17 protein-coding genes are annotated in these 19,197 nt (G+C 68.8%); 8 read left to right on the forward strand and 9 right to left on the reverse strand.

The window, feature by feature from the left end:
• Genes ACW175_RS18440 through ACW175_RS18450 form a run of 3 tightly spaced genes read left to right on the forward strand, consistent with a single transcriptional unit; the run spans nt 1 to nt 2,470 of the window.
• Nucleotides 1-417 carry a DoxX family protein gene (locus tag ACW175_RS18440; RefSeq protein WP_492101441.1) on the forward strand — a complete coding sequence of 139 codons (417 nt, stop codon included), beginning with the start codon at nt 1-3 and terminating at the stop codon, nt 415-417.
• Nucleotides 414-1,115, forward strand: coding sequence for a YoaK family protein (locus ACW175_RS18445; RefSeq protein ID WP_492101442.1), 702 nt, complete (start codon nt 414-416; stop codon nt 1,113-1,115). Before ACW175_RS18440 ends, ACW175_RS18445 begins: the two co-directional genes overlap by 4 nt.
• Complete coding sequence (locus tag ACW175_RS18450; RefSeq protein WP_492101443.1) at nt 1,112-2,470, forward strand: alginate export family protein; 1,359 nt, start codon at nt 1,112-1,114, stop codon at nt 2,468-2,470. The genes ACW175_RS18445 and ACW175_RS18450 overlap by 4 nt, the downstream gene beginning before the upstream one ends.
• Here the strand turns inward: ACW175_RS18450 and ACW175_RS18455 are convergent.
• Together ACW175_RS18455 and ACW175_RS18460 are read right to left on the reverse strand one after the other, a co-directional pair.
• The gene (locus ACW175_RS18455; protein ID WP_492101444.1) at nt 2,467-3,591 is read right to left on the reverse strand and encodes a PepSY-associated TM helix domain-containing protein; all 1,125 of its coding nucleotides are present in this window, start codon (nt 3,589-3,591) and stop codon (nt 2,467-2,469) included. The genes ACW175_RS18450 and ACW175_RS18455 overlap by 4 nt on opposite strands.
• A complete protein-coding gene (locus tag ACW175_RS18460; protein ID WP_492101445.1) occupies nt 3,591-5,750 on the reverse strand; it encodes a TonB-dependent receptor in 2,160 nt (719 codons plus the stop codon). Before ACW175_RS18460 ends, ACW175_RS18455 begins: the two co-directional genes overlap by 1 nt.
• A gap of 435 nt (nt 5,751-6,185) precedes the next feature.
• On the opposite strand from ACW175_RS18460, the gene ACW175_RS18465 reads away from it, so the two are divergent.
• The 4 genes from ACW175_RS18465 (at nt 6,186) to ACW175_RS18480 (ending at nt 9,784) form a co-directional block, all read left to right on the forward strand.
• Nucleotides 6,186-6,551: a response regulator transcription factor gene (locus ACW175_RS18465; RefSeq protein WP_492101446.1), complete on the forward strand. Its 366-nt coding sequence runs from the start codon at nt 6,186-6,188 to the stop codon at nt 6,549-6,551.
• Between the two features lie 31 nt (nt 6,552-6,582).
• The gene (locus ACW175_RS18470) at nt 6,583-7,236 is read left to right on the forward strand and encodes a response regulator transcription factor (RefSeq protein WP_492101447.1); all 654 of its coding nucleotides are present in this window, start codon (nt 6,583-6,585) and stop codon (nt 7,234-7,236) included.
• 29 nt (nt 7,237-7,265) lie between these two features.
• On the forward strand, nt 7,266-9,155 hold the full coding sequence (locus tag ACW175_RS18475) for an ATP-binding protein (RefSeq protein ID WP_492101448.1): 1,890 nt from the start codon (nt 7,266-7,268) through the stop codon (nt 9,153-9,155).
• 119 nt (nt 9,156-9,274) lie between these two features.
• Complete coding sequence (locus ACW175_RS18480) at nt 9,275-9,784, forward strand: helix-turn-helix transcriptional regulator (protein ID WP_492101449.1); 510 nt, start codon at nt 9,275-9,277, stop codon at nt 9,782-9,784.
• Nucleotides 9,785-9,798: 14 nt separating this feature from the next.
• Here ACW175_RS18480 and ACW175_RS18485 read toward each other — a convergent pair whose 3' ends face one another.
• The 6 genes from ACW175_RS18485 to ACW175_RS18510 all read right to left on the reverse strand — a co-directional run bounded on the left by ACW175_RS18485 (nt 9,799) and on the right by ACW175_RS18510 (nt 17,246).
• Nucleotides 9,799-10,281, reverse strand: a complete 483-nt coding sequence (locus ACW175_RS18485) for a response regulator (protein ID WP_492101450.1) — start codon at nt 10,279-10,281, stop codon at nt 9,799-9,801.
• 124 nt (nt 10,282-10,405) lie between these two features.
• Nucleotides 10,406-11,074, reverse strand: coding sequence for a response regulator transcription factor (locus ACW175_RS18490; RefSeq protein WP_492101451.1), 669 nt, complete (start codon nt 11,072-11,074; stop codon nt 10,406-10,408).
• 15 nt (nt 11,075-11,089) lie between these two features.
• Nucleotides 11,090-12,595, reverse strand: coding sequence for a sensor histidine kinase (locus ACW175_RS18495; protein WP_492101452.1), 1,506 nt, complete (start codon nt 12,593-12,595; stop codon nt 11,090-11,092).
• Between the two features lie 132 nt (nt 12,596-12,727).
• Nucleotides 12,728-13,750, reverse strand: a complete 1,023-nt coding sequence (locus tag ACW175_RS18500; protein ID WP_492101453.1) for an esterase-like activity of phytase family protein — start codon at nt 13,748-13,750, stop codon at nt 12,728-12,730.
• Nucleotides 13,747-14,748 (reverse strand): LacI family DNA-binding transcriptional regulator, encoded by a 1,002-nt coding sequence (locus ACW175_RS18505; RefSeq protein ID WP_492101454.1) that lies wholly within the window; start codon nt 14,746-14,748, stop codon nt 13,747-13,749. Before ACW175_RS18505 ends, ACW175_RS18500 begins: the two co-directional genes overlap by 4 nt.
• Nucleotides 14,749-14,891: 143 nt before the next feature.
• Nucleotides 14,892-17,246, reverse strand: coding sequence for a TonB-dependent receptor (locus ACW175_RS18510; protein WP_492101455.1), 2,355 nt, complete (start codon nt 17,244-17,246; stop codon nt 14,892-14,894).
• Nucleotides 17,247-17,525: 279 nt separating this feature from the next.
• Between ACW175_RS18510 and ACW175_RS18515 the strand changes: the two genes are divergently transcribed.
• Complete coding sequence (locus tag ACW175_RS18515; RefSeq protein ID WP_492101456.1) at nt 17,526-18,779, forward strand: NupC/NupG family nucleoside CNT transporter; 1,254 nt, start codon at nt 17,526-17,528, stop codon at nt 18,777-18,779.
• Here ACW175_RS18515 and ACW175_RS18520 read toward each other — a convergent pair.
• Nucleotides 18,776-19,159 (reverse strand): nuclear transport factor 2 family protein, encoded by a 384-nt coding sequence (locus ACW175_RS18520; RefSeq protein WP_492101457.1) that lies wholly within the window; start codon nt 19,157-19,159, stop codon nt 18,776-18,778. The genes ACW175_RS18515 and ACW175_RS18520 overlap by 4 nt on opposite strands.
• Between the last annotated feature and the right edge of the window lie 38 nt (nt 19,160-19,197).

Consider the following 19,197-nt stretch of genomic DNA (forward strand, 5'->3'; position numbering starts at 1 on the left):
ATGGCCACGCCCGCTCCCCTCTCCGCCCTCCTGCGCTCGACGGCGTTCGGAACCCTGGCCCGCGCGGTCCTGACCCTGCCCTACTGGTGGAGCGGGATCGCCAAGCTGGCCGACCTGCACGGCGCCCTGGCCGAGGCCGCCCACTTCGGCCTGAAACCGGCTTGGCTGGTCGTCGCCGCCACGGTGCTGGTCCAGCTGGGCGGCTCGATCGCCCTGATCCTGGGCAGGGCCGGCTGGCTGGCGGCCGGCGCCCTGGGCGTCTTCACCGCCTTGGCCACCCTGATCGCCCACCCCTACTGGACGGTCGTCGATCCGGTGGAGCGCTTCCACGCGCTCAACACCTTCCTCGAGCACATCGGCCTGATCGGCGGCTTCATGCTGGCGGCGATCCTGGTCGAGCGGGAGAAGTGGGCATGAGCGCGCCGTCACACCGGCTGAACGCCGCCACCGGCATCGGCATGGCCCTGGTCGGCGGCTATGTCGACGTGGTCGGCTTTGTCCTGCTGTTCGGCCTGTTCGTGAACCACGCCACCGGCAATCTTGTCATGCTGGGCGTCTCCCTGGCCGGCGGCGGCCAGGGCATCGCGACCAAGCTGCTGTCCCTGCCGGTGTTCATCGCCGCGGCGGCCGCGACCTATGTGCTGATCTGCAAGCGCCGGGCGCGTGGGCAGGCCAGCGAGGCGGCGGTGCTGCTGCTGCAGGCGGCGATGCTGCTGGTCTTCATGCTGCTGACCGTCGCGGCCCTGCCGGCCGACAACGCCGACCAGCCGGCGGTGATGCTGGCGGGCCTCTTCGGCGTCTGCGCCATGGCCGTACAGAACGTCGGCGCGCGGGTGGTGTTCAGCCACCTCGCCCCGACCACGATCATGACCGGCAACGTCACCCAGATCGCCATCGACCTGGTCGACCTGCTGTCCTCGAAGAACGGCCTGGACGAGGCCTTGCGCGCCCGGATCGTCAAGACCTGGCCGCCGGTCGGCGCCTTCGCGGTCGGCGCGATCGGCGGGGCGCTCGGCGTGATCCTGGCCGGTCCCTGGAGCCTGCTGCCGGCCGCCGTCGTGGTCGCTATCCTCGGCGCTCTGTACGCCCGAGCCCCGCGTCCGGTGGAAGCATGAGAGCGGCGGTTCTGGCGGCGGCCCTGGTGACCGGCCCTCTCGCCACTGGGGCGCAGGCGGCCGAGCCGCCCGCGTTCAAGCTGATCCGGTCCGACGAGGACTACGGCTATCTGAAGTCCGCCCCGAAGCTGACCGGCCTCGACCCGCTGCGTTCCATCCCGCTGGGCCAGGACGCCTATCTCTCGCTCGGCGGCGAGGCGCGCGTCCGGGTCGACACGATCGACGCCCCGCGCTTCGGGGTCGGCGGCGCCCAGGCCGACACCTTCGAACTCTTCCGGGGGCTGATCAGCGCCGACCTGCGCATGAACTCGGCCGTCCGGGTCTATGGCGAGCTGGGCCTGCATCGCGACCTCGACAAGCGCGAAGCCCCGGCCATCACCGACCGCGACGGCCTGGACGCCCAGGTGCTGTTCGTCGACCTCGCGCCCGCCGAGCACTGGCGCCTGCGCCTGGGCCGCCAGGAGCTGAGCTTCAACCCCACCCAGCGCTTCGTCTCGGTGCGCGAGGGACCCAATATCCGCCAGAGCTTCGACGGCGCTCGCCTGACCTATGCCGGCGCGGGCCTGAAGGTCGACGCCTTCTACACCCACCCCATCGCGATCGAACCCGGCGCCTTCAACGACAGCCACAACGCCAGCCAGGCCTTCTGGGGCGTCTACGCCACCGCGCCGGTCGGCAAGGGCGTCAGCCTCGACGTCTACAGCCTGAACCTCGACCGCGACCGGGTCCGCTTCGGCGCGGTCACCGGCGACGAGCGCCGTCGCGGTGTCGGCGCGCGCCTCGCCGCCAAGACCGGCGCGATCGACTACGAGGTCGAGGGCATGGTCCAGCGCGGCCACTTCGCCGGCCAGCACATCCACGCCTGGGGCGGCTCGGCCGGCGCGGGCTACACCTTCGCCGCGCCCTGGAAGCCGCGCCTCTCCGTACGCCGCGACATCGGCTCGGGCGACGACGATCCAGCGGACGGCCAGCTGAAGACCTTCAACCCGCTGTTCCCCAAGGGGGCCTATTTCAGCGAGGCGGGGCTGGTCGCCTGGAGCAACCTCTCGGCCTGGCGCGTGGCCCTGGGCGCCGCGCCGACCAAGTCGGTCTCGGTCGAGGTCAGCCATACCGATCGCCGTCGGCAGGCCGGTCGCGACGCCATCTATCTGCAGCCGCTGGCGGTGCTGGCGGGGGGCGGCGCCTCGACCGCCAAGGCCGTCAGCGAGGACTGGCAGGCGGATCTCGGCTGGCAGGTGACCCGCAACGTCAAGGTCTCGCTGGAGGCCGTCCACGCCGAGGCCGGCGCGGCGGTGAAGGCGGCCGGCGGACACGATGTCGACTTCGGCATGGCCATCGTCCAGTTCCGCTTCTAGGCCAGACGGCCGGGGCTCTCTTCCGTCCGTGCGGCCACCGGCTTTTTCGGGCGTCGGCGCTTGGGCGTCCCGGCCGGGTTGCCCCAGAAGGTCACCACAGCCAGCGAGCCCAGCAGCGCCAGGGTCAGGCCCGAGACCGTCATCACCAGTCGATAGGCCAGCCCGCCGACCTTGGCCGCGTGCAGCGGGAAGTCGGCATTGGCGATGCGCGCGCCCAGCGGCAGGGCCTGGGCGTCGCGGCTGGCGACCATCGCGCCGGTGGCCGGATCGAACCAGGCCATCGAGCGACCGTTCGGCAGCCACTCCGCCTGCTGGCGCAAGCGGATCGCGATGAGCCCGCCCTTCTTCTGAGGCAAGGCGATGGTTCGCACCTCCGCGCCGGGGAAACGGGCCTGGGCGGCGCCGATGACCTTGGCCCAGTCGAGGTCCTTGGCCAGCTTGCCGCCCTTGATCTTCGGCGCGGCCGAGGCCTTTTCCATCACCGCCGGCGGCGTGAACGGCGCGCGCAGGGCGTTGGAGAACCACTTCAGGTTCATCGCCGCGCCTGTCGTCAGCGACAGGATCAAAAGCGGAGCGATCAAGACTCCGAGGTCGCGGTGATGATGGACGATCGCCGCCCGCTTCATCATCCGAGGCCACGGGCGGAGATGGAACATCCGCCGCGTCGGCCACCACAGGAGCAGGCCGGTGACCACGAAGCCCAGGCCCGCCAGGCCGGCGATCCCGCCGACGATCTCGCCCGTGTCGCCGTTGAACAGGTGGTGGTGGAAGTCGAAGATCCACACCTCCGGCCGCGACCAGTTGGAGGACCAGGCCTGGACGATATCGCCGTCCTGGTCGGCGTAGGCGGCCTTCTGCTCGGTCTTGTAGGCCAGCTTGTGCAGGCCCATCCGCTGGGTCGCCAGCACGATCGAGCGCGGGCGATCCTCGGCGGCGAAGACCTTGGTCGCCATCGCCCCCAGGGTGGCCGCGTCCTGCCGCTGGGCGTCGGCGGCGTGGGGCACGGTGGCGCGCAGAAAGGCGTCCTCGTGCACCAGCAACGCGCCGGTGAAGCCCAGAAGCGCCAGCAGGAGACCGATCAGGCCGCCTGACCAGCGGTGCAGCAGGCGCAGGGTTTTCATCAGAAGCGCGTTTCCCAACCCAGCGTCGCGGTGCGGCCACGACCGGCGTAGAACTTGTCCTTGGCCGGCAAGGTGGTGTCCGAATTGTACGAGATGTACTGCGTGTCGAAGAGGTTCTGGACGCCCAGCGACACGGCTCCGACCGGAAGCCGGTAGCGTACGAACGCGTCGGCGACCGTGTAGCCGCCGAAATCGTCCTTCACCAGGGCCGTTTGCATGTCGCGCTTGATGTACTTCTGGACCTGCAAGCGCAGGGCCCAATTGCCCGCCTGATAGTCAGCCGCCACGTTCAGACGATCGGGCGAGATGTTGGCGCCATCCAGCTCGGTGTCGACCTTGCCGTCGGCATTGGTGTCGGTCTCGCCCCGCAGGCGGGCATAGCCGGTGGAGACATCCAGACCTTCGATCGGGGTGCGGGCCTTAACATTGACCTCCAGCCCCTCGATGGCCACGCCCTGGCGCTGGACGTCGAAGACGCCGCCGGCGTTCTTGACCAGCAGCTGGCCCAGTTTCGACCTGGACCAGAAATAGGCGACGCTGGCGTCGAACGGACCGCGCTTCAGCTCGGCCCCGACCTCGCGGTTGTTGGACACGATCGGTTCGATCGACAGGTAGGTGTCGACGTCGACATTGGCGACGTTGATGCCGCGCAGGATGCGGCCGACGTCCGGCACGGTGTAGCCCTCGGCATAGCTGCCATAGAGGCGCACGCCCTTCATGGGTTCGAACACGGCGCCGCCGTTCAGCAGGGTGGCGCTGAAGTCCGGATCGCCGCCGCCGACCTCGCGCGAGCCGTAGAAGGCCAGGGTGGTGAAGTCGTCGACCTTCAGTTTGACGTTCTCGAAGCGCACGCCGCCCGCCAGGCGCAGCTTGCCGTCCAGCAGGGCGTAGTTGCCCTGGAGGAACGGCGCCAGGCTCTCGAACTTGGTCGGCGGCACCCAGGCGCGGCCGGTGGCGATCAGCAGTTGCGCGGTGGTGTCGGTCAGGGCGTCGAGGCCGGCGGTGGCGGTCAGGCCCTCGATCCCCGGCACGGCGCGCTCGTAGCTGATCCGCGCGCCCAGCTTGCGCGAGCGGTTCGACGACTGGTCGAACAGGGTGTTGTTCGGGGCGATGCTGACATCCTGGAACGTGGCGTTCCTGTCACCGCCGAAGGTGTCGCGCGAGCGGTTGAAGAACAGCTGGGCGTTCAGCACGCCGCCAAAGAGGTCGTCATTGACCAGGGCCGCCGACAGGGTCTCCACGCGGTTGGCCGCCGGCTTGCCGGGCTGGACGCCGCGATAGGCCGTGGTCGGCAGGCGGGTCAGGCGGTTGCCGTCGGTCGGCGCGACGGCCGCCCCCGTGACAGTCACATAGTCGCCGTCGCCCTTCAGCTCGAAGCGGTTGCCGACGATGTCCAGGCGCGTGCTGGGCGAGATTTGCCAGCCCAGGCGGCCGAACAGCGACAAGCTTTTGGAATCCTGGACATCGCCTTGGGTGTTGTCCATGCCGATGCGGCGGCCGTTGGCGTCATAGAAGGCGCCGCGGGTCTCGTAGGCGACGCCGGCGGTGGCGTCGAACGCCCCTCCGCGCCAGCCGACAAGGCCGGCGATCTTGCCGCCCAGCGTGTCGCCGAGGTCATGGCCGGCCGACGCCTGGACCAGAGCCCGGCCAGAGACGCCATCCTGCTTGGGCGGACCGACGGTGACCTGGTTGACGACGCCGCCGGTGGCGCCGATGCCCTGCAGGGCGTTGGAGCCGTAGATCAGCTCGACGCGGTCGATGAAGAACGGATCGATGGTGTAGCCGTCGCGCGAGCCGTCGCGGATCGGCGTCGACTGCGGGATGCCGTTGATGGCGTAGAGCGGCGAGCGGCCGCGCAAGGTCTCCCCCGCCCCCGAAAGCTTCTGGCGGGTGGGCGAGAACGACGGCGACAGGGTCGAGACGGCGTCGACGATCGAGCCGCTGATCGCGACCTGCTGACTCAGCATCGCTTGGTCGATCACGTCGACGGTCAGCGGCAGGGCGCTGGCGGGCAGGATGGTGCGGGCGGCGGTGATCACCACCTGATCCACGTCCGTATCGCGCGCCTTGTCCTGAGCGTGAGCCGCCGTCATGGCCAGCAGGCTGAGCGTGGAAAGCAGCGCGCCACGCAAGCCGGCGCGCGAAAAGTGAAGTCGCATGGTCATCCCCGTCGAAGTGACGCGGCTATGGCCCAATTGCGATTGATTTGCAATATCGTCAAAGCACAGTGGGAGCGCCGAGTCCGACGGGGGAGGAGGAGTCGGACTCGGCGCGCGAAGCTCTCGGATCCCGCCGCCGCCGGAGGGGGCGACGGGCGGATTGGGCGTCAGCCTTGGCCACATGGGGGGACGGGCCAGGCTTCTCGGGATCGACGCTTCGGAAGCCGTTCGCCGGGGAAGGGTCGCGACTTCGAGAAGCATACTGCTGGCGCGGGCCGCCCTCGCCTATCATACCTAGGCATGGGGTCCGGAGCCGGCGTCTCGGACCCACCCCATACCTTAGTATCATGGTGCGCGAGGGCGGAGACGCGCAGGTCTTGGTCGAGTGCAGTACCGGCGCGCCGACGGGCGGGCCGACAGTGAAGAGGACACGCCGTGGGTCACGGTCAGACCATTTCAGTGATCGACGACGACGGCGAGGTTCGGGCCAGCTTGCAGAACTTCCTGCGCTCGGCGGGAATGACCGTGCGCAGCTTTCCGGGGGCGCGCGAGTTCCTCGACGACACCGGACCCAGCGACTGCGTGATCACCGACCTGCACATGCCCGACATGGATGGCCTGGCTCTGCTGGACGCCTTGGCCGCACGGGGCGAGACGCCCCCGGTGATCGTCATGACCGCCTTCCCGACCGAAGCCGCCCGAGCGCGCGCCGAGGCGTTCGGCGTTGTCGAGTTCTTGACCAAACCCGTCGATCCGGACGTGTTGTTCGAGGCCATCGAGGCGGCTCTCCGCAAGATCTAATTTTCTGAGCGCCCTTGGGGAGGAGGCGAGCATGAAGAGCACCGACACCAACAGGCCGCTGGTCTGCGTGATCGACGATGACGCCGAGGTGCGCGGGTCGCTGGACGCGCTGCTGCGCTCAGCCGACTTCCGGGTGGGGACGTTCGCCAGTCCCGACGCGTTCATGGCCTGCGACGAGGCCGACTCCGCCGCCTGCCTGATCCTGGACGTACGCCTCAAGAACGCCGACGGCCTGGAGTTCCAGCAGACCCTTCTGGAGGCCGACGCTCGCGTGCCGGTCATCCTGATCACCGGCCACGGCGACATCCCCATGACCGTGCGCGGCATGAAGGCCGGCGCGGTGGACTTCCTGGCCAAGCCCTTCGTCGACGACGCCCTGCTGACCGCTGTCAGCGAGGCGGTGAAGCGCGACCAGGAACGCCGCGCCCGGGAACACACCGACGACAGCCTCAAGGCCCTCTACGCCAGCCTGACCCCGCGCGAGCGCGACGTCATGGGCCTGGTCACGGCCGGACTGATGAACAAGCAGATCGCCGCCAAGCTGGCGCTCAGCGAAGTGACCGTGAAGATCCATCGCGGCAACCTGATGCGGAAGATGCGGGCGCCGTCGCTGGCCGACCTGGTCCGCATGGCCGAGACTCTGGGCGTGCGCGACAGCGGCGCCGCACGATATGGTCACGCCTAGCCCGTCAGGGCGCACATCGGGAAAGCTGCATGGCGGGCTCTGAGCCTCGGCGGAACGTCAATCGCTGGCTGATCGTGGTGGCGGGCCTGACCGCCGCCGGCATCTTCGCGGCCGACCTGTTGACCGCCCTGCAAGGCGCGGTGGCGGTGCTCTACATCGCCGTGGTGCTGCTGGTCGCCCAGACGGGCGGACGGCGCCTGGTCGTTTCGTCCGGCGTCATCGCCGCGCTGCTGACCATCATCGCCTTCGTGGCCAACCACCGCGCGGGGCCGCTGGACGGCGCGGCGGTGCGCTTCGGCGTCAGCCTGGTGGCGATAGTCGCCACGACCCTGTTGTCCCTGCGAGACTGGTCGGCCCGCCTGACCCTGGCCGAGCAGGCGCGGATGCTGGAGCTGACCCACGACACGGTCATCATCCGCGATTCCCAGGACCGCATCGTCTATTGGAACGACGGCGCGGAGGCGCTGTACGGCTTCGCCCGCAAGGAGGCTGTCGGGGCGCTCGGCAATGAGCTCCTGAACTGCCAGTTCCCCGCCGCGGTCGTGACCGAGGCTCTCGAGCGCGAAGGTCAGTGGTCTGGCCAGGTCGTCCGCACCCGGCGAGACGGCTCGCGCCTTGTCCTGGCCAGCCGCTGGCTGCTGCGCCGCGATCCCGACGGCAGGCCCGTCGGCATCATCGAGACCAGCGCCGACCTGACGGAACAGCGCCGCGTCGAGGCCGAGCGCGAGGTCTCCGAGCAGCGCTACCGCGCCATGTTCAACGCCGCCGGCTTCGCGGCCTGGGAGTCGGACTGGTCCGCCGTCCGCCGTCGCCTGCTGGAGACCTCGCCCGACCTGACGCAGCTGGCCCAGCGCCTGCCGGACGATCCAAAGGCGGTTCGGGAAGCCGCCCTGCTGGCCAATATTCGCGACCTCAACCAGGCGGCGCTGGATCTGTTCGAGGCCGCCAACGCCGAAGAGGTGATAGGCGGCAGCCTGATCGGCGCCTATCCGGAAGAGGCCGAGCACGCCCTGCATGACATCTTCCGCGCCCTGGCCGAGGGCGCGACCATGGCCGAAAGCGAGACCCGGCTGACTACCCTCACCGGCCGTCCGATCGACGTGGTGCTGCGCATTACCCTGGTGGAGGGCGGCGAGCCGTGGTCGCGCGCGCTGGTCATGGCCTTCGACGTCACCGAGCGCAACGCCGCCCGCGCCCGTCTGGAACACGCCTCGGCCGAACTGGCCCACGCCGGACGCGTCTCGATCCTGGGCCAGTTGGCCGCCTCGATCGCCCACGAGGTCAACCAGCCCCTGGCGGCGATCATCAACTACGGAAAGTCGGCCAAGCGCTGGTTGAACCGCGACGCGCCCGAGGTGGCCGAGGCCCAGACCTGCCTCGATCACATCCTGAGCAACAGCGGCCGGGCCGCCGACATCATCGCCGGGGTCCGAAACCTGTCGCGCAAGTCGGCCAGCCAGGTGGAGCCGGTCGACCTGGCCCAGTTGCTGCGGGAGTCCCTGTCCCTGGTCCAGCGCGAGGCCAGGGCGGCGCGAGCCACGATCCGCGGCGTGATCGCCGACGAACTGCCATCGGTGATCGGCGACCGCGTCCAGATCCAGCAGGTGTTGGTCAACCTGCTGATCAACGGCCTTCAGGCCATGCAGGCCTCGCGGCGGCGCGAGCTGGACGTCACCCTCTCCGCCGAAGGCGATTTCCTGCGGGTGGCGGTGACCGACAGCGGCCCTGGCATCAGCGGCGAGCCCGGCCGCATTTTCGAGCCGTTCTTCACCACCAAGCCCGATGGGGTGGGCCTGGGCCTGTCGATCTCGCGCTCGATCATCGAGGGGTTGGGCGGCCGAATTTCGGCGGCCAACAACGTCGGTTCGGGAGCGACCATCGCCTTCACCCTGCCTCGCAGCCCCGCCGCGGCGAATTAAGTCGACGACCCCATACCAAGGGGTGAATTCCTTCGCCGACGAGTGGCGCCAGACTGCTCGCAAGGTCGGAAGCGCAACGCTGTCCGACCTCGCCACACAGTCTGGAAGGTCCGACGGCCATGCACATTTCCACGACCCCGCCCCCGCTCACCGACGCCATGGTCCTGGCGAATTTCATCCTGACGCCGGAGATCTCCGACCGGCTCGAGGCCCGCCTGCGCGACGAGCTGGCCGAGCGCGCCCGCCGGGTGCTGCAACAGGTACCGCCGGTCCGGACCGCGCCGCACATCGGCGGCCTCGCCCCCTGGCAAGCCCTGCGGATCAAGGCGGAGATCGAGGCGCGCTGCGGCGAGTCCCTGCGGGTCTCCGACCTGGCCGCGCGCGTGGGCCTGAGCACCAGCCACTTCTCGCGGGCCTTCAAGATCAGCTTCGGCGCGTGCGCCGGCGACTATCTGCGCGCCCGCCGGGTCGAGCGCGCCCAGCGCCTGATGCTGGAGGGCCGCCTGGGTCTGGCCGAGATCGCCCTGCAATGCGGCTTCTCCGACCAGGCCCACTTCTCGCGGGTGTTCTCAGCGACGGTGGGCATGCCGCCCCACCGCTGGCGTCGGACCCTGGCCCTGGCCGCCTAGGCCTAAGCCGAAGCCTAGGCCCTTTGGCGCGCGTCCTTCAGCCGGAAGGCCTCGACCACCGCGGCGATCAGCGTCCCTTCCGGCGACGGCTTGGCGAGGTGAAAGTCCGCCCCGGCCGCGAAGCTGGCGAACTCGGCGTCGCGCCCGGCGTGCGAGGTAAACATGATGATCGGCGTGGCGATCAGGTCCAGCAGCGCCTCTTGCCGACGGATCTCGCGCACGGCTGAGAGACCGTCCAGCACCGGCATCTGGATGTCCATCAGCACCGCGTCGAAGCGGGCGGCCAGGACCAGGTCGAGGGCGATCCGACCGTTCTCGGCCGTGTCCACCGTGGCCAGGGGCTCCAGCAGCACGCTGGCGGCCAGCCGGAACACCAGGTGATCGTCCACCACCAGCACGCGCCGGTTGCGCCCGGCGGTCAACCGGGATGGATCCTCGCCGACCACCACCGTGGGTGGCGGCTCATTATTCAGGACATGCTGCAACGGCTGGAACATTTCGCATCACCACGTTCGAATGACGCCAGCATTGTCCGCCCGCCCGCGGAACAGCGATCGTGCGGCGGTATGGCGAACCGAATTTAAGGTAGACGCGGCGATACCAAGGTATCGGTCGGCGCCGTCAGGACGCCATGGGCCAAGAGGCGACACGGCCCTTCAACTGGTCGACCATCCGCACCAGCTCGACCACCGAACGCGCGCCCATCTTGCGCATCATGTGGCCGCGATGAATCTTCACGGTCACTTCGGACAGATCGAGATGGGCGGCGATCTGCTTGTTCACCTGCCCCTTCACCACGCCGTCCAGAACCTGCAGCTCGCGCACCGTCAGACGCTCGCGGCGGGCCAGGATCTCGGCGGTGGCCATGGCCTCGCGGCCGCGCAGGCGGTCCTTCTCGAGGGCGGCGGTGACGGCGTCCAGCATGTCCTGGTCGCGGAAGGGCTTGGCCAGGAAATCGACCGCCCCGCCCTTCATGGCCCGCACGCTCATCGGAATATCGCCATAGCCGGTCATGAACACGATCGGCGCATGGTCGCCGTGGCGGTCCAGTTGTTCCTGAAACTCCAGCCCGCTGACGCCGGGCAGGCGGACGTCGAGCACGAAGCAGCGGGCCGCGCCCGACGGCCGCCCACAAGACATTTGCGGGTCGCGCTGGAACTCGGCGATCGAGCCGTACTGACGGCTCTCCAGGTTCACCGAGCGGAACAGACGGGCCAGGCCGTCGCGGATGGAGTCGTCGTCCTCGATCACGAGAACCAGGTCGCTGGGCGCGTTGCGCGGGTAGGTCATGGCGTCGGTCTTCGGTCAGTCTTGGATTGGCAGGCGGACGGCGAAGGTCGCCCCGCCCTCGGGATTGTTGGCGGCGCGGATGCAGCCGCCGTGCGCCTCGACGATGGAGCGGACGATCGCCAGCCCCATCCCCAGGCCATCGGCCTTGCTGGTCACGAAGGGGTGGAACAGGCGCTCGACGTCATCGCCACCCAGGCCTGGCCCCCGGTCGACGACGGACAGCACGATCGCCTGCTCGCCGTCCCGGGCGGTGGAGACGATCAGGGACCGGCGCCCAGGATCGACCTGGGTCATGGCCTGGGCGGCGTTGAGCATCAGGTTGATCATCACCTGTTGCAGCTCGACCCGGTCGCCGCGCACCGGCGGCGGGGCGGGGTCCAGGTCCAGGCTCACGACGGCGCCCCACTGGCGCAGGTCGCGACCGATGATCCGAAGGGTGTTCTCGACGAGCGCGTTGAGATCGACGGCCTCGACCCGGCGCGGCGAGCGGCGGGAGAAGTCGCGCAAGCGCGTGAGCACCTCGCTGGCGCGCAGGGCGTCCTCGACCATCCGTTCGACGCCGGCTTGCGCTTCGAAGAGGTCTGGGTTGGGTCGCCTGAGGAACCGCAGCGCCGCCTGGCCGTGAACGACCACGGCGCCCAGCGGCTGGTTCAACTCATGCCCGATCGAGGCGGTCAGCTCGCCCATGGTCGTCAGCCGCGCGGCGTGGGCGAGAGCCCGGCGGGACTCGGAGAGTTCTTCCTGCGCCTGGTGCAGGGCGGACAGGTCGGTGACGCCGATCACCACACGGTCCAGCAGCGGCCGCTCGGGCGAGAAGGTGACCGCGTACGAGACCGGGATCGTCGCGCCGTCCAGCCGGCGAAGCTGGGCCTCGGCGCTCCAATGGGTTCCGCCGTTCCAGATCGTTTCCAGCACCTGCTCGAACAGGCCCGAGGCGCAGGTCAGCGCGTCCCGGTGATGCCTCAAGAGCTCGACCTTAGACCGCGCGCCCAGCAGGGCCAGGGTCGCCGGATTGACGTCGAGGATCTCGACCCGATCGGCCATCCGCGCCGGGAAGTCGGGGTGATCGGCGATGTAGCGCGACAGGTCCGTGACGCCTTGGGCGCGCAGGAAGTCCAGGGCGACCTTCACCGCCGAATAGTCCTTCACCCACAGCATGACGCCGACATTGTTGAACAGCGCCCGCCAGCGACGTCCGCCTTCGCACACGACGCTCGCCACCCACGCCTGGCGCAGGGCAATGGCGGTGGAGGCGGTGATCGCCGCCAGGCTCCAGACCAGGATCGACACGTCCGGCGACTGGCTGGCGACCAGCAGCGCGCAGACCAGCGCCACGGCCAGCAGGGCGGCCGCCGGCAAGCCGACCGAAGCGATGATCGGCCCCAGGGCGTAGAGCGGCGTCAGCGACGCGCTGTTCCGTAAGGAGATCGACAGGATCAGGCCGACCACGCCGAGGGCCGACAGCCAGCGCGCGGGCATGTAGCCGGGCCAAGGCGTCTTCAGTTCGATCCTGTTGATCATGGTTCGGCGTCCGCCGGATCGCGGGCGAAACGCCGCGATGCCCGGACGACAGATGTGCGCGCCGGGCGAACGCCGCCATCACATCAAAGTATGAAGGCGCCCTCCGCGCCGTCCTGGCGATCCAGGCGCCAATCAGCGGCGATCGGTGACCGAAAGCACCACCACCCGCGTCGGCGCGGCCGGGTCGAAATTGTCGTCGGACATAAGCACCAGGGTCCGGCGGCCGTGACGCGATGCCCCCCAGGCCATGGCCTCGAGATTGCTGGTCGGGACGTTCGCGAGGCGATCGAAGTTGACCAGTAGCCGTTTCAGCAGTGGACGGACGGTATCGTCCAGCCGCTCGCGGCCGGCCACGTCCCGCGCCCCCCGCACGTCCACGACGTAGAGCCGGCAGTGATAGGCGAAGCGCCCCTGGGCGTCCTCGACGCCGGAGCGCTCTAGGACCAGCAGGCGGTTGGCGTCGAGCGCCAGGATCTCGCTGATCCCGTTGTCGCCGCGCCTGGCCGGCGCGGCCTGGATCGGGTCCAGGCGATAGGCATACTGGGCCGCGACCCGCTCCTGACGATCCAGCTTGGTGATCCGCGTCAGCGCACCCGATGCGACCGTGCTGACGGGACCATCTTGGACAAGCGGCGCTTCCATCGAGAGCCACAGCGATCGGCCGTCCGGCGAAAAGCCGAGCCCCTCCAAGGTCAGGTTCGGCCGCGCGCCCTGGCTGAAGCGGAACGGCGTCGGGATCGCCCCCTTCGCCGCGCCGGCGCGGTCCATGCGCCGCACGGCTGGATCGAAGCCGCGGGCCGCGTCGCCCTCGGTGGTCCACAGCAGGTCGCCGCTCAGCGGATCGATCCGCAGCGCCTCGGCGTCGGCCCGCTCACCGGTCGGGCTGGCGGTCGACGGGAAGGTCGAGCCGTCCTCGCGGCGCAGCGGGATCTGGCGCGTGACGGTCAGACCCCTGGCGTCCATCCGCCCGACGAAGACCCTCGCCGGGGCCTTGTCCGACCGGTCGTCGGAGATCATCAACCACTCGCCCGAGCGCGTGTCGTAGTCGAGCCCGGAGATCCCGCCGAACGGCGCGCCGTCGACGGCCAGGCCCCGCGGGACCTCGAAGCTCGCCAGCAGCTTCAGCGCCAGGGCGAGGCCGAGCAGCGCGCTCACGTCAGGACGCGCACGGAGTCGCGGGCGATCAGCTCGACATTGAACACCACGCGCCGGCGCGGCTCGCCCCGGGCGCTCATCCGTCGGATCAGGGCCTCGACGGCGGCGGCGGCCATGTCCTCGACCGGCATGTCGATCGTGGTCAGGGCCGGCGTGTGCAACTGGGCCCACGGGATGTCGTCGAAGCCCACGACCGAGACGTCGTCCGGCACAATCAGCCCCATGCCCCGGATGTGGCGCATGGCCCCGATCGCGATCAGGTCGGCGCCCGTGATCACCGCCGTGGCCGTGCGGCTCTCCAGCGCCTTGGCGACCTCGGGCTCCAGGTCCAGCGAATAGGCGTTGTGGACGTGCCAGACGAGGTTACCCCGCTCGCGCACCGTGCTGATCGCCGCCTCGGCTCGCTGGCGGGCGCTGGAAGCGGCGTGGGGACCGGAGATCACCCCGATGTTCACATGGCCCGCCGCCAGCAGGTGCTCGGCCGCGAGCCGGCCACCGTCGGCATAGTCGGCCTGGATGACGTCATAGCCCGGCAGGTTGCGGTCCAGCACCACGGTGGGCACGCCCTCGATCAGCTTGCCGACCGGGCCGTCGTCGGCGATCGGGAACCAGATCACCCCGTCGACCCCGTGGTCGATCATCAGGTTCACGGCCCGCTCCTCGGCCTCGGCCGAGCCTTCGGTGTCTGTCAGGAACACGCTGTAGCCGTGAGCGCGCGCGGCCTGGATCACCACCTGGGCCAGGCCGGGGAAGAACGGGTTGGTCAGGTCCGGCAGGATCAGGCCGATGGCGCCGGTCTTGCCGGTCTTCATGGCCTTGGCGCTCTGGTTGGGCCGATAGCCCAGCTCGGCGGCCACTTTCAGGATGTGCTCGCGCGTGGCCTCGCCCACCGAGCCCGCGCCGTTGATCGCGTAGGAGGCGCTGGCCAGCGAAACGCCGGCGGCCTTGGCGACCTCTTTCAAGGTGGCGCGGCGCGGTAGGTCTTCGCTCTTGGCCATGCGGGGATTCCGGCGGGAGATAGCCAGGACGTGAAACCTTTCATGGGCAGCGTCAAGAAATGGGTCAAGGATCGGGGCGGATCTGACGACCCGCCCCTTCCGGAAGCGTCTAACAAGGGGAGAAGACACTCCCGAACCTGACCCTAGAACCGCGCCTTCACCGAGACGGTGTAGGTGCGCGGCGCGCCGACGAAGTAGCGGTCCAGGGTGCGGTTGTTCGGCGTGGCGGCGGTGTAGCCGAACTCTGGCTGGGTGGCCGTCGAGCCGCTGACCGCGCCGATGTATTCCTTGTCGAACAGGTTATCGACGTTGAACTGGAAGCGCAGATCCGGCACGCCTTGACGCTTCAGATCATACGTCGCCGTCAGCCCGACCAGGGTGTAGGCGTCCAGCATCTCGACGCCCAGTTCCTGGAAGGTGGTAGGAGCGACGATGTGGCCGCCGACCCGCTTGCCGACATAGCGGACATTGGCGTCGATCTTCAGCCCAGCCAGCGGCTTCCAGCCGACTTGGCCGTAGACACTGTCCTTGGGGATGTCGCGCACGCCGGCCCCGCCGATCACCGCGACGGCGGCCAGGGCGGCGCGCGCGGCGCTGCCGACGGCCGGGTTGTCGTGCTTGGCGTCCTGGCGCGAATACGAGCCATAGAGATCGACCACGCCGAAGTCGTAGTAGCCGGTCAGCTCGACGCCCTTGGTCTTGATGCCGGCGATGTTGACCGCCTTGGTCGCGACATTGCCGCGGACGACTTCCTGCGGGTCCAGGGTCGCGGTCGGGTCGCGCGGCACGATGCCGACATTGTTCTTCAGCTCGACGTCATAGGCCTGGATCGAGAAGGCCATGTTGGGCTTCACATAGCGCAGGCCCAGGTCGACGTTCTCGGTCGAGACGGGGGTCAGGTCCTTGGGATTGATCACCGCCGTCGAGCCCAGGAAGGCGTCTTCCGGGATGCCGGCGAAGTTCTTGGCGTAGCCGCCGAACAGCTCCCAGGCCTCGGCCAGCTTGTAGGTCGCGCCGAGCTTCGGATTGAGGTCCGAGTGCTGCGAGAACTTGACGTTGGCCTTGTACTCCAGCGGCGACTTGGCGTCGTACTTGACGTTGTACCAAGTGACGCCGAGGTCGACCTTCAGCTTGTCGTCGAAGGCGCGCAGTTCGTCCTGGGCGTAGAGCATGGTCGTCTCGACCGAGGCGCTGCGCTCGTACTCGACATAGTTCAGCTTGCCGCGATCGTAGGCGATGCTCTGGGCCGAGTTGATGATCGGGTAGAAGTTGCGCTTCTCCGTGGAGTCGCCGCCTTCCCACCAGCCGCCGAAGCGCAAGGCGTGGGCGCCGAACTTGGCCTTCAGCTCGCCGGTCACGCCGTAGCGATCGCGGTCGCGGGGTGTCACCCGCATGTCGGCCGGACCGCCGACCACATTGCTGTTGCGGATCGTGGTCAGGGTCGGGCGCACCGCCCCGCCATTGGCGTTGTAGCTGGTCACCGCGCGCGGATCGCCGCCGGTCAGGACGCGCTGGCGGTCCTGGTAGCGGAAGGATTCGCCCTTGAGGTTCTGGTAGTACGGATTGACGTCCAGGCTGATCGCGTCGCTCAGCACGACGTGGCTGTTGGCATAGGCCAGCCAGTCCTTGCGCCAGCCGCCCAGGGCCCCGCCGAAGTCGACGTCCTTGGCCGGGATGCCGGTGATGGCGTCCAGGGCGCGGTCGCTGCGCGGCGCGGCCTCGAACTCGCCCTTGGTGACGATGTTGAAGTCGTTGTCGGTCTGGTCGTTGTACGAGACGCGGGCCTTCAGGAACGAGCCGTTGTCGAAGTCCTTCACGACCTTCAGTTCGTAGTGGTCACGCTCCGAACCGCGGCTGTTGCGCCCGGCCCAGACGTCGTTCTCCTGGTGGGAGTAGGTGAAGTAGGCCGACAGGCCCGGCGCGATCTCGCCGCTGTCGATGCGGCCATAGAGGCGGCGGAAGTCGAACGAGCCAAGGCCCGCCTCGACCGTGCCGCCGAAGTCCTTGCGCGGGGCGTCGGTGACGAAGTCGATGAAGCCGCCGAGGGCGAAGCGCGACGGCGCGCCGATGTCGCCGGCGCTCTGTGACACAGTGATCCTGCCGATGTTGCTGCTTTCGATGAAGCGCTGCGGCGGCGACCCGCCGTTGAAGCGGCTGTCGCCCGTAGGGATGCCGTCCAGCGTCAGGCCGACCTGCTCATCGCTCAGGCCGCGCATGTAGATCTCGAACGAGAAGCTGCCACCGCGGCTATCGCCGGTCGAGACCTGCACGCCCGGAACCTTGACCAGGGCCTGGGTGATCTCGGCGCCCAGCGGACGCTCCTGGATGTCCTCCGCGCCGATCGTGAACGTCGCGCGGGCTAGGCCCGAGCCGAAGCGCTCGGCCGTGACCACCACCTCGTCGACGGTCTCAGGCGCCGGAGCGGTCTGCTGGGCCATGGCGGGCGCGGCCATGACCAGGCACAGCGCGCTCGAAGCCAGCCAGATGGACGTCTTCATGTTCAAGCCCCCTTCAGGCGACCCGCCCTCGGCGGGGTCGGTACGATTTAGTGAAACGTTTCATATCCAAGTTCAATGACAATTTCATCACAGGGGCCGGGCATTCGACGCGTGCCCAATTTGATCGCTCACTTTGCAATCGCTGAGAATTTTCGGGCATATTCGCGGACTCGGGAGGATAACGCGCCTAAACCGCTGAGTCGTGGATAGTGTCGATCCGGCGCTATTTCCTTGAAACGTTTCACTCTATAAAGTCTCACCACCGCCGTCGGAGGGGACATGCCGGACAACGAAACCGCGCGAGCGCTGCTGGGCGTCGTCGTTTTTCTCGCCATCGGCTGGCTGCTGTCGGAGAACAAGCGCGCCCTGCCCTGGCGGCCGGTGCTGGTCGGCCTGGCCTGCCAGGTCACCCTGGCCCTGCTGCTGACCAAGGTCCCGGCCATCACCGCCGGCTTCGCCGCCGCCACCCACGCGGTCGACGCCTTGCAGGCAGCGTCACGGGCGGGATCCAGCTTCATGTTTGGCTACCTCGGCGGCGGCCGCGCGCCGTTCAGCATGGCCGACCCCAGCGCCGCCTTCATCTTCGCCTTCCAGGCCCTGCCGGCCATCCTGCTGGTCGGCGCGCTATCGGCCCTGCTGTGGCACTGGAAGGTGCTGATCGTCATCGTCCGCGCGGCGGCCTGGGCGTTCGGCAAGCTGTTCGGCGTCAGCGGGCCGGTCGGGGTCTCGACCTCGGCCTGCGTCTTTCTCGGCATGGTCGAGGCGCCGCTGCTGGTGAAGCCGTTCCTGCCTCGCCTGACGCGCGCCGAGCTGTTCATCATCATGGTCGACGGCCTGTCGGTGATCGGCGGCTCGATGATGATCGTGCTGGGCTCGCTGATCGCGGCCAAGGTGCCCAATGCTTTCAGCCACCTCTTGATCGCCTCGCTGATCAGCACCCCGATGGCCATCGGCATGGCCAGATTGATCATTCCCGGCGAAGCCAGCGCGGCGAGCGAACCGATCGTCCTGACCAGTCCCTATCGCAGCAGCCTGGAAGCCCTGACCTTCGGCACGCTGGACGCGGTGAAGATGGTGCTGAACATCGCCGGCCTGCTGATCGTCTTCGTCGGCCTGATCGCCCTGATCAACATGGGCTTGGCCGCTTTCCCTCACGCCGGCGCGCCGCTGACGCTTGGCGGGATCCTGGGTTGGCTGCTGACCCCTATCGTGTGGCTGACCGGCGCGCCGCTGTCCGACCTGCAGGCCGTCGGCGCGATCCTCGGCACCAAGGTCGCCGCCAACGAGGTCGTCGCCTACAGCGACATGATGGCCCTGCCGCCCGGCGCGCTCAGCGCCAAGAGCCTGTTGATCTTGACCTACGCCCTGGGCAGTTTCGGCAATGTCGGCAGCGTGGCGATCCTGATCGGCAGCCTGTCATCCATGGCCCCGGAGAAGGTCGGCGAGGTCGTCGAACTGGGTTTCAAGGCCCTGGCGGCGGCCTTTCTGACCACCTGCCTGACCGCCACGATCATGGGGCTGATCAGCGGCTAGAGGTCCTCGAGATCGAAGCGGACCACCTTGCCGTCACGGAGGCGGAAGACGTGGCCGATGGTCTTATCCTTCAGCCCATGTGTCTGGCCGGTCAGGGGCTTGCCCCCCAGGTCGTGGACGGTCTGGCTGACCTCGGCGACAACCACATCGTCCGCGCGGCGGACGAAGGCCACCGGCTCGACGTGCGGGCTGACCATGGCCCACTGACGCGTCCAGTAGGCGCGCACCGCATCGCGCCCGCGCTCGTGCCCACCGTCCATGCCATTGGCCCAGGCGACGTCGTCGGTCAGCTCGACCAGCACGCCGTCGATGTCCCGCGCGTTGAAGCGCGCGTTGAAGCGCGCGTACAGCCGCTTGAGCATCTCGATATCATTGTCCATCGGACACCTTTCCGCGTGAACCCAAACCATTTACATAT

It is taken from the genome of Caulobacter sp. FV1ye6ST (assembly GCF_058681225.1).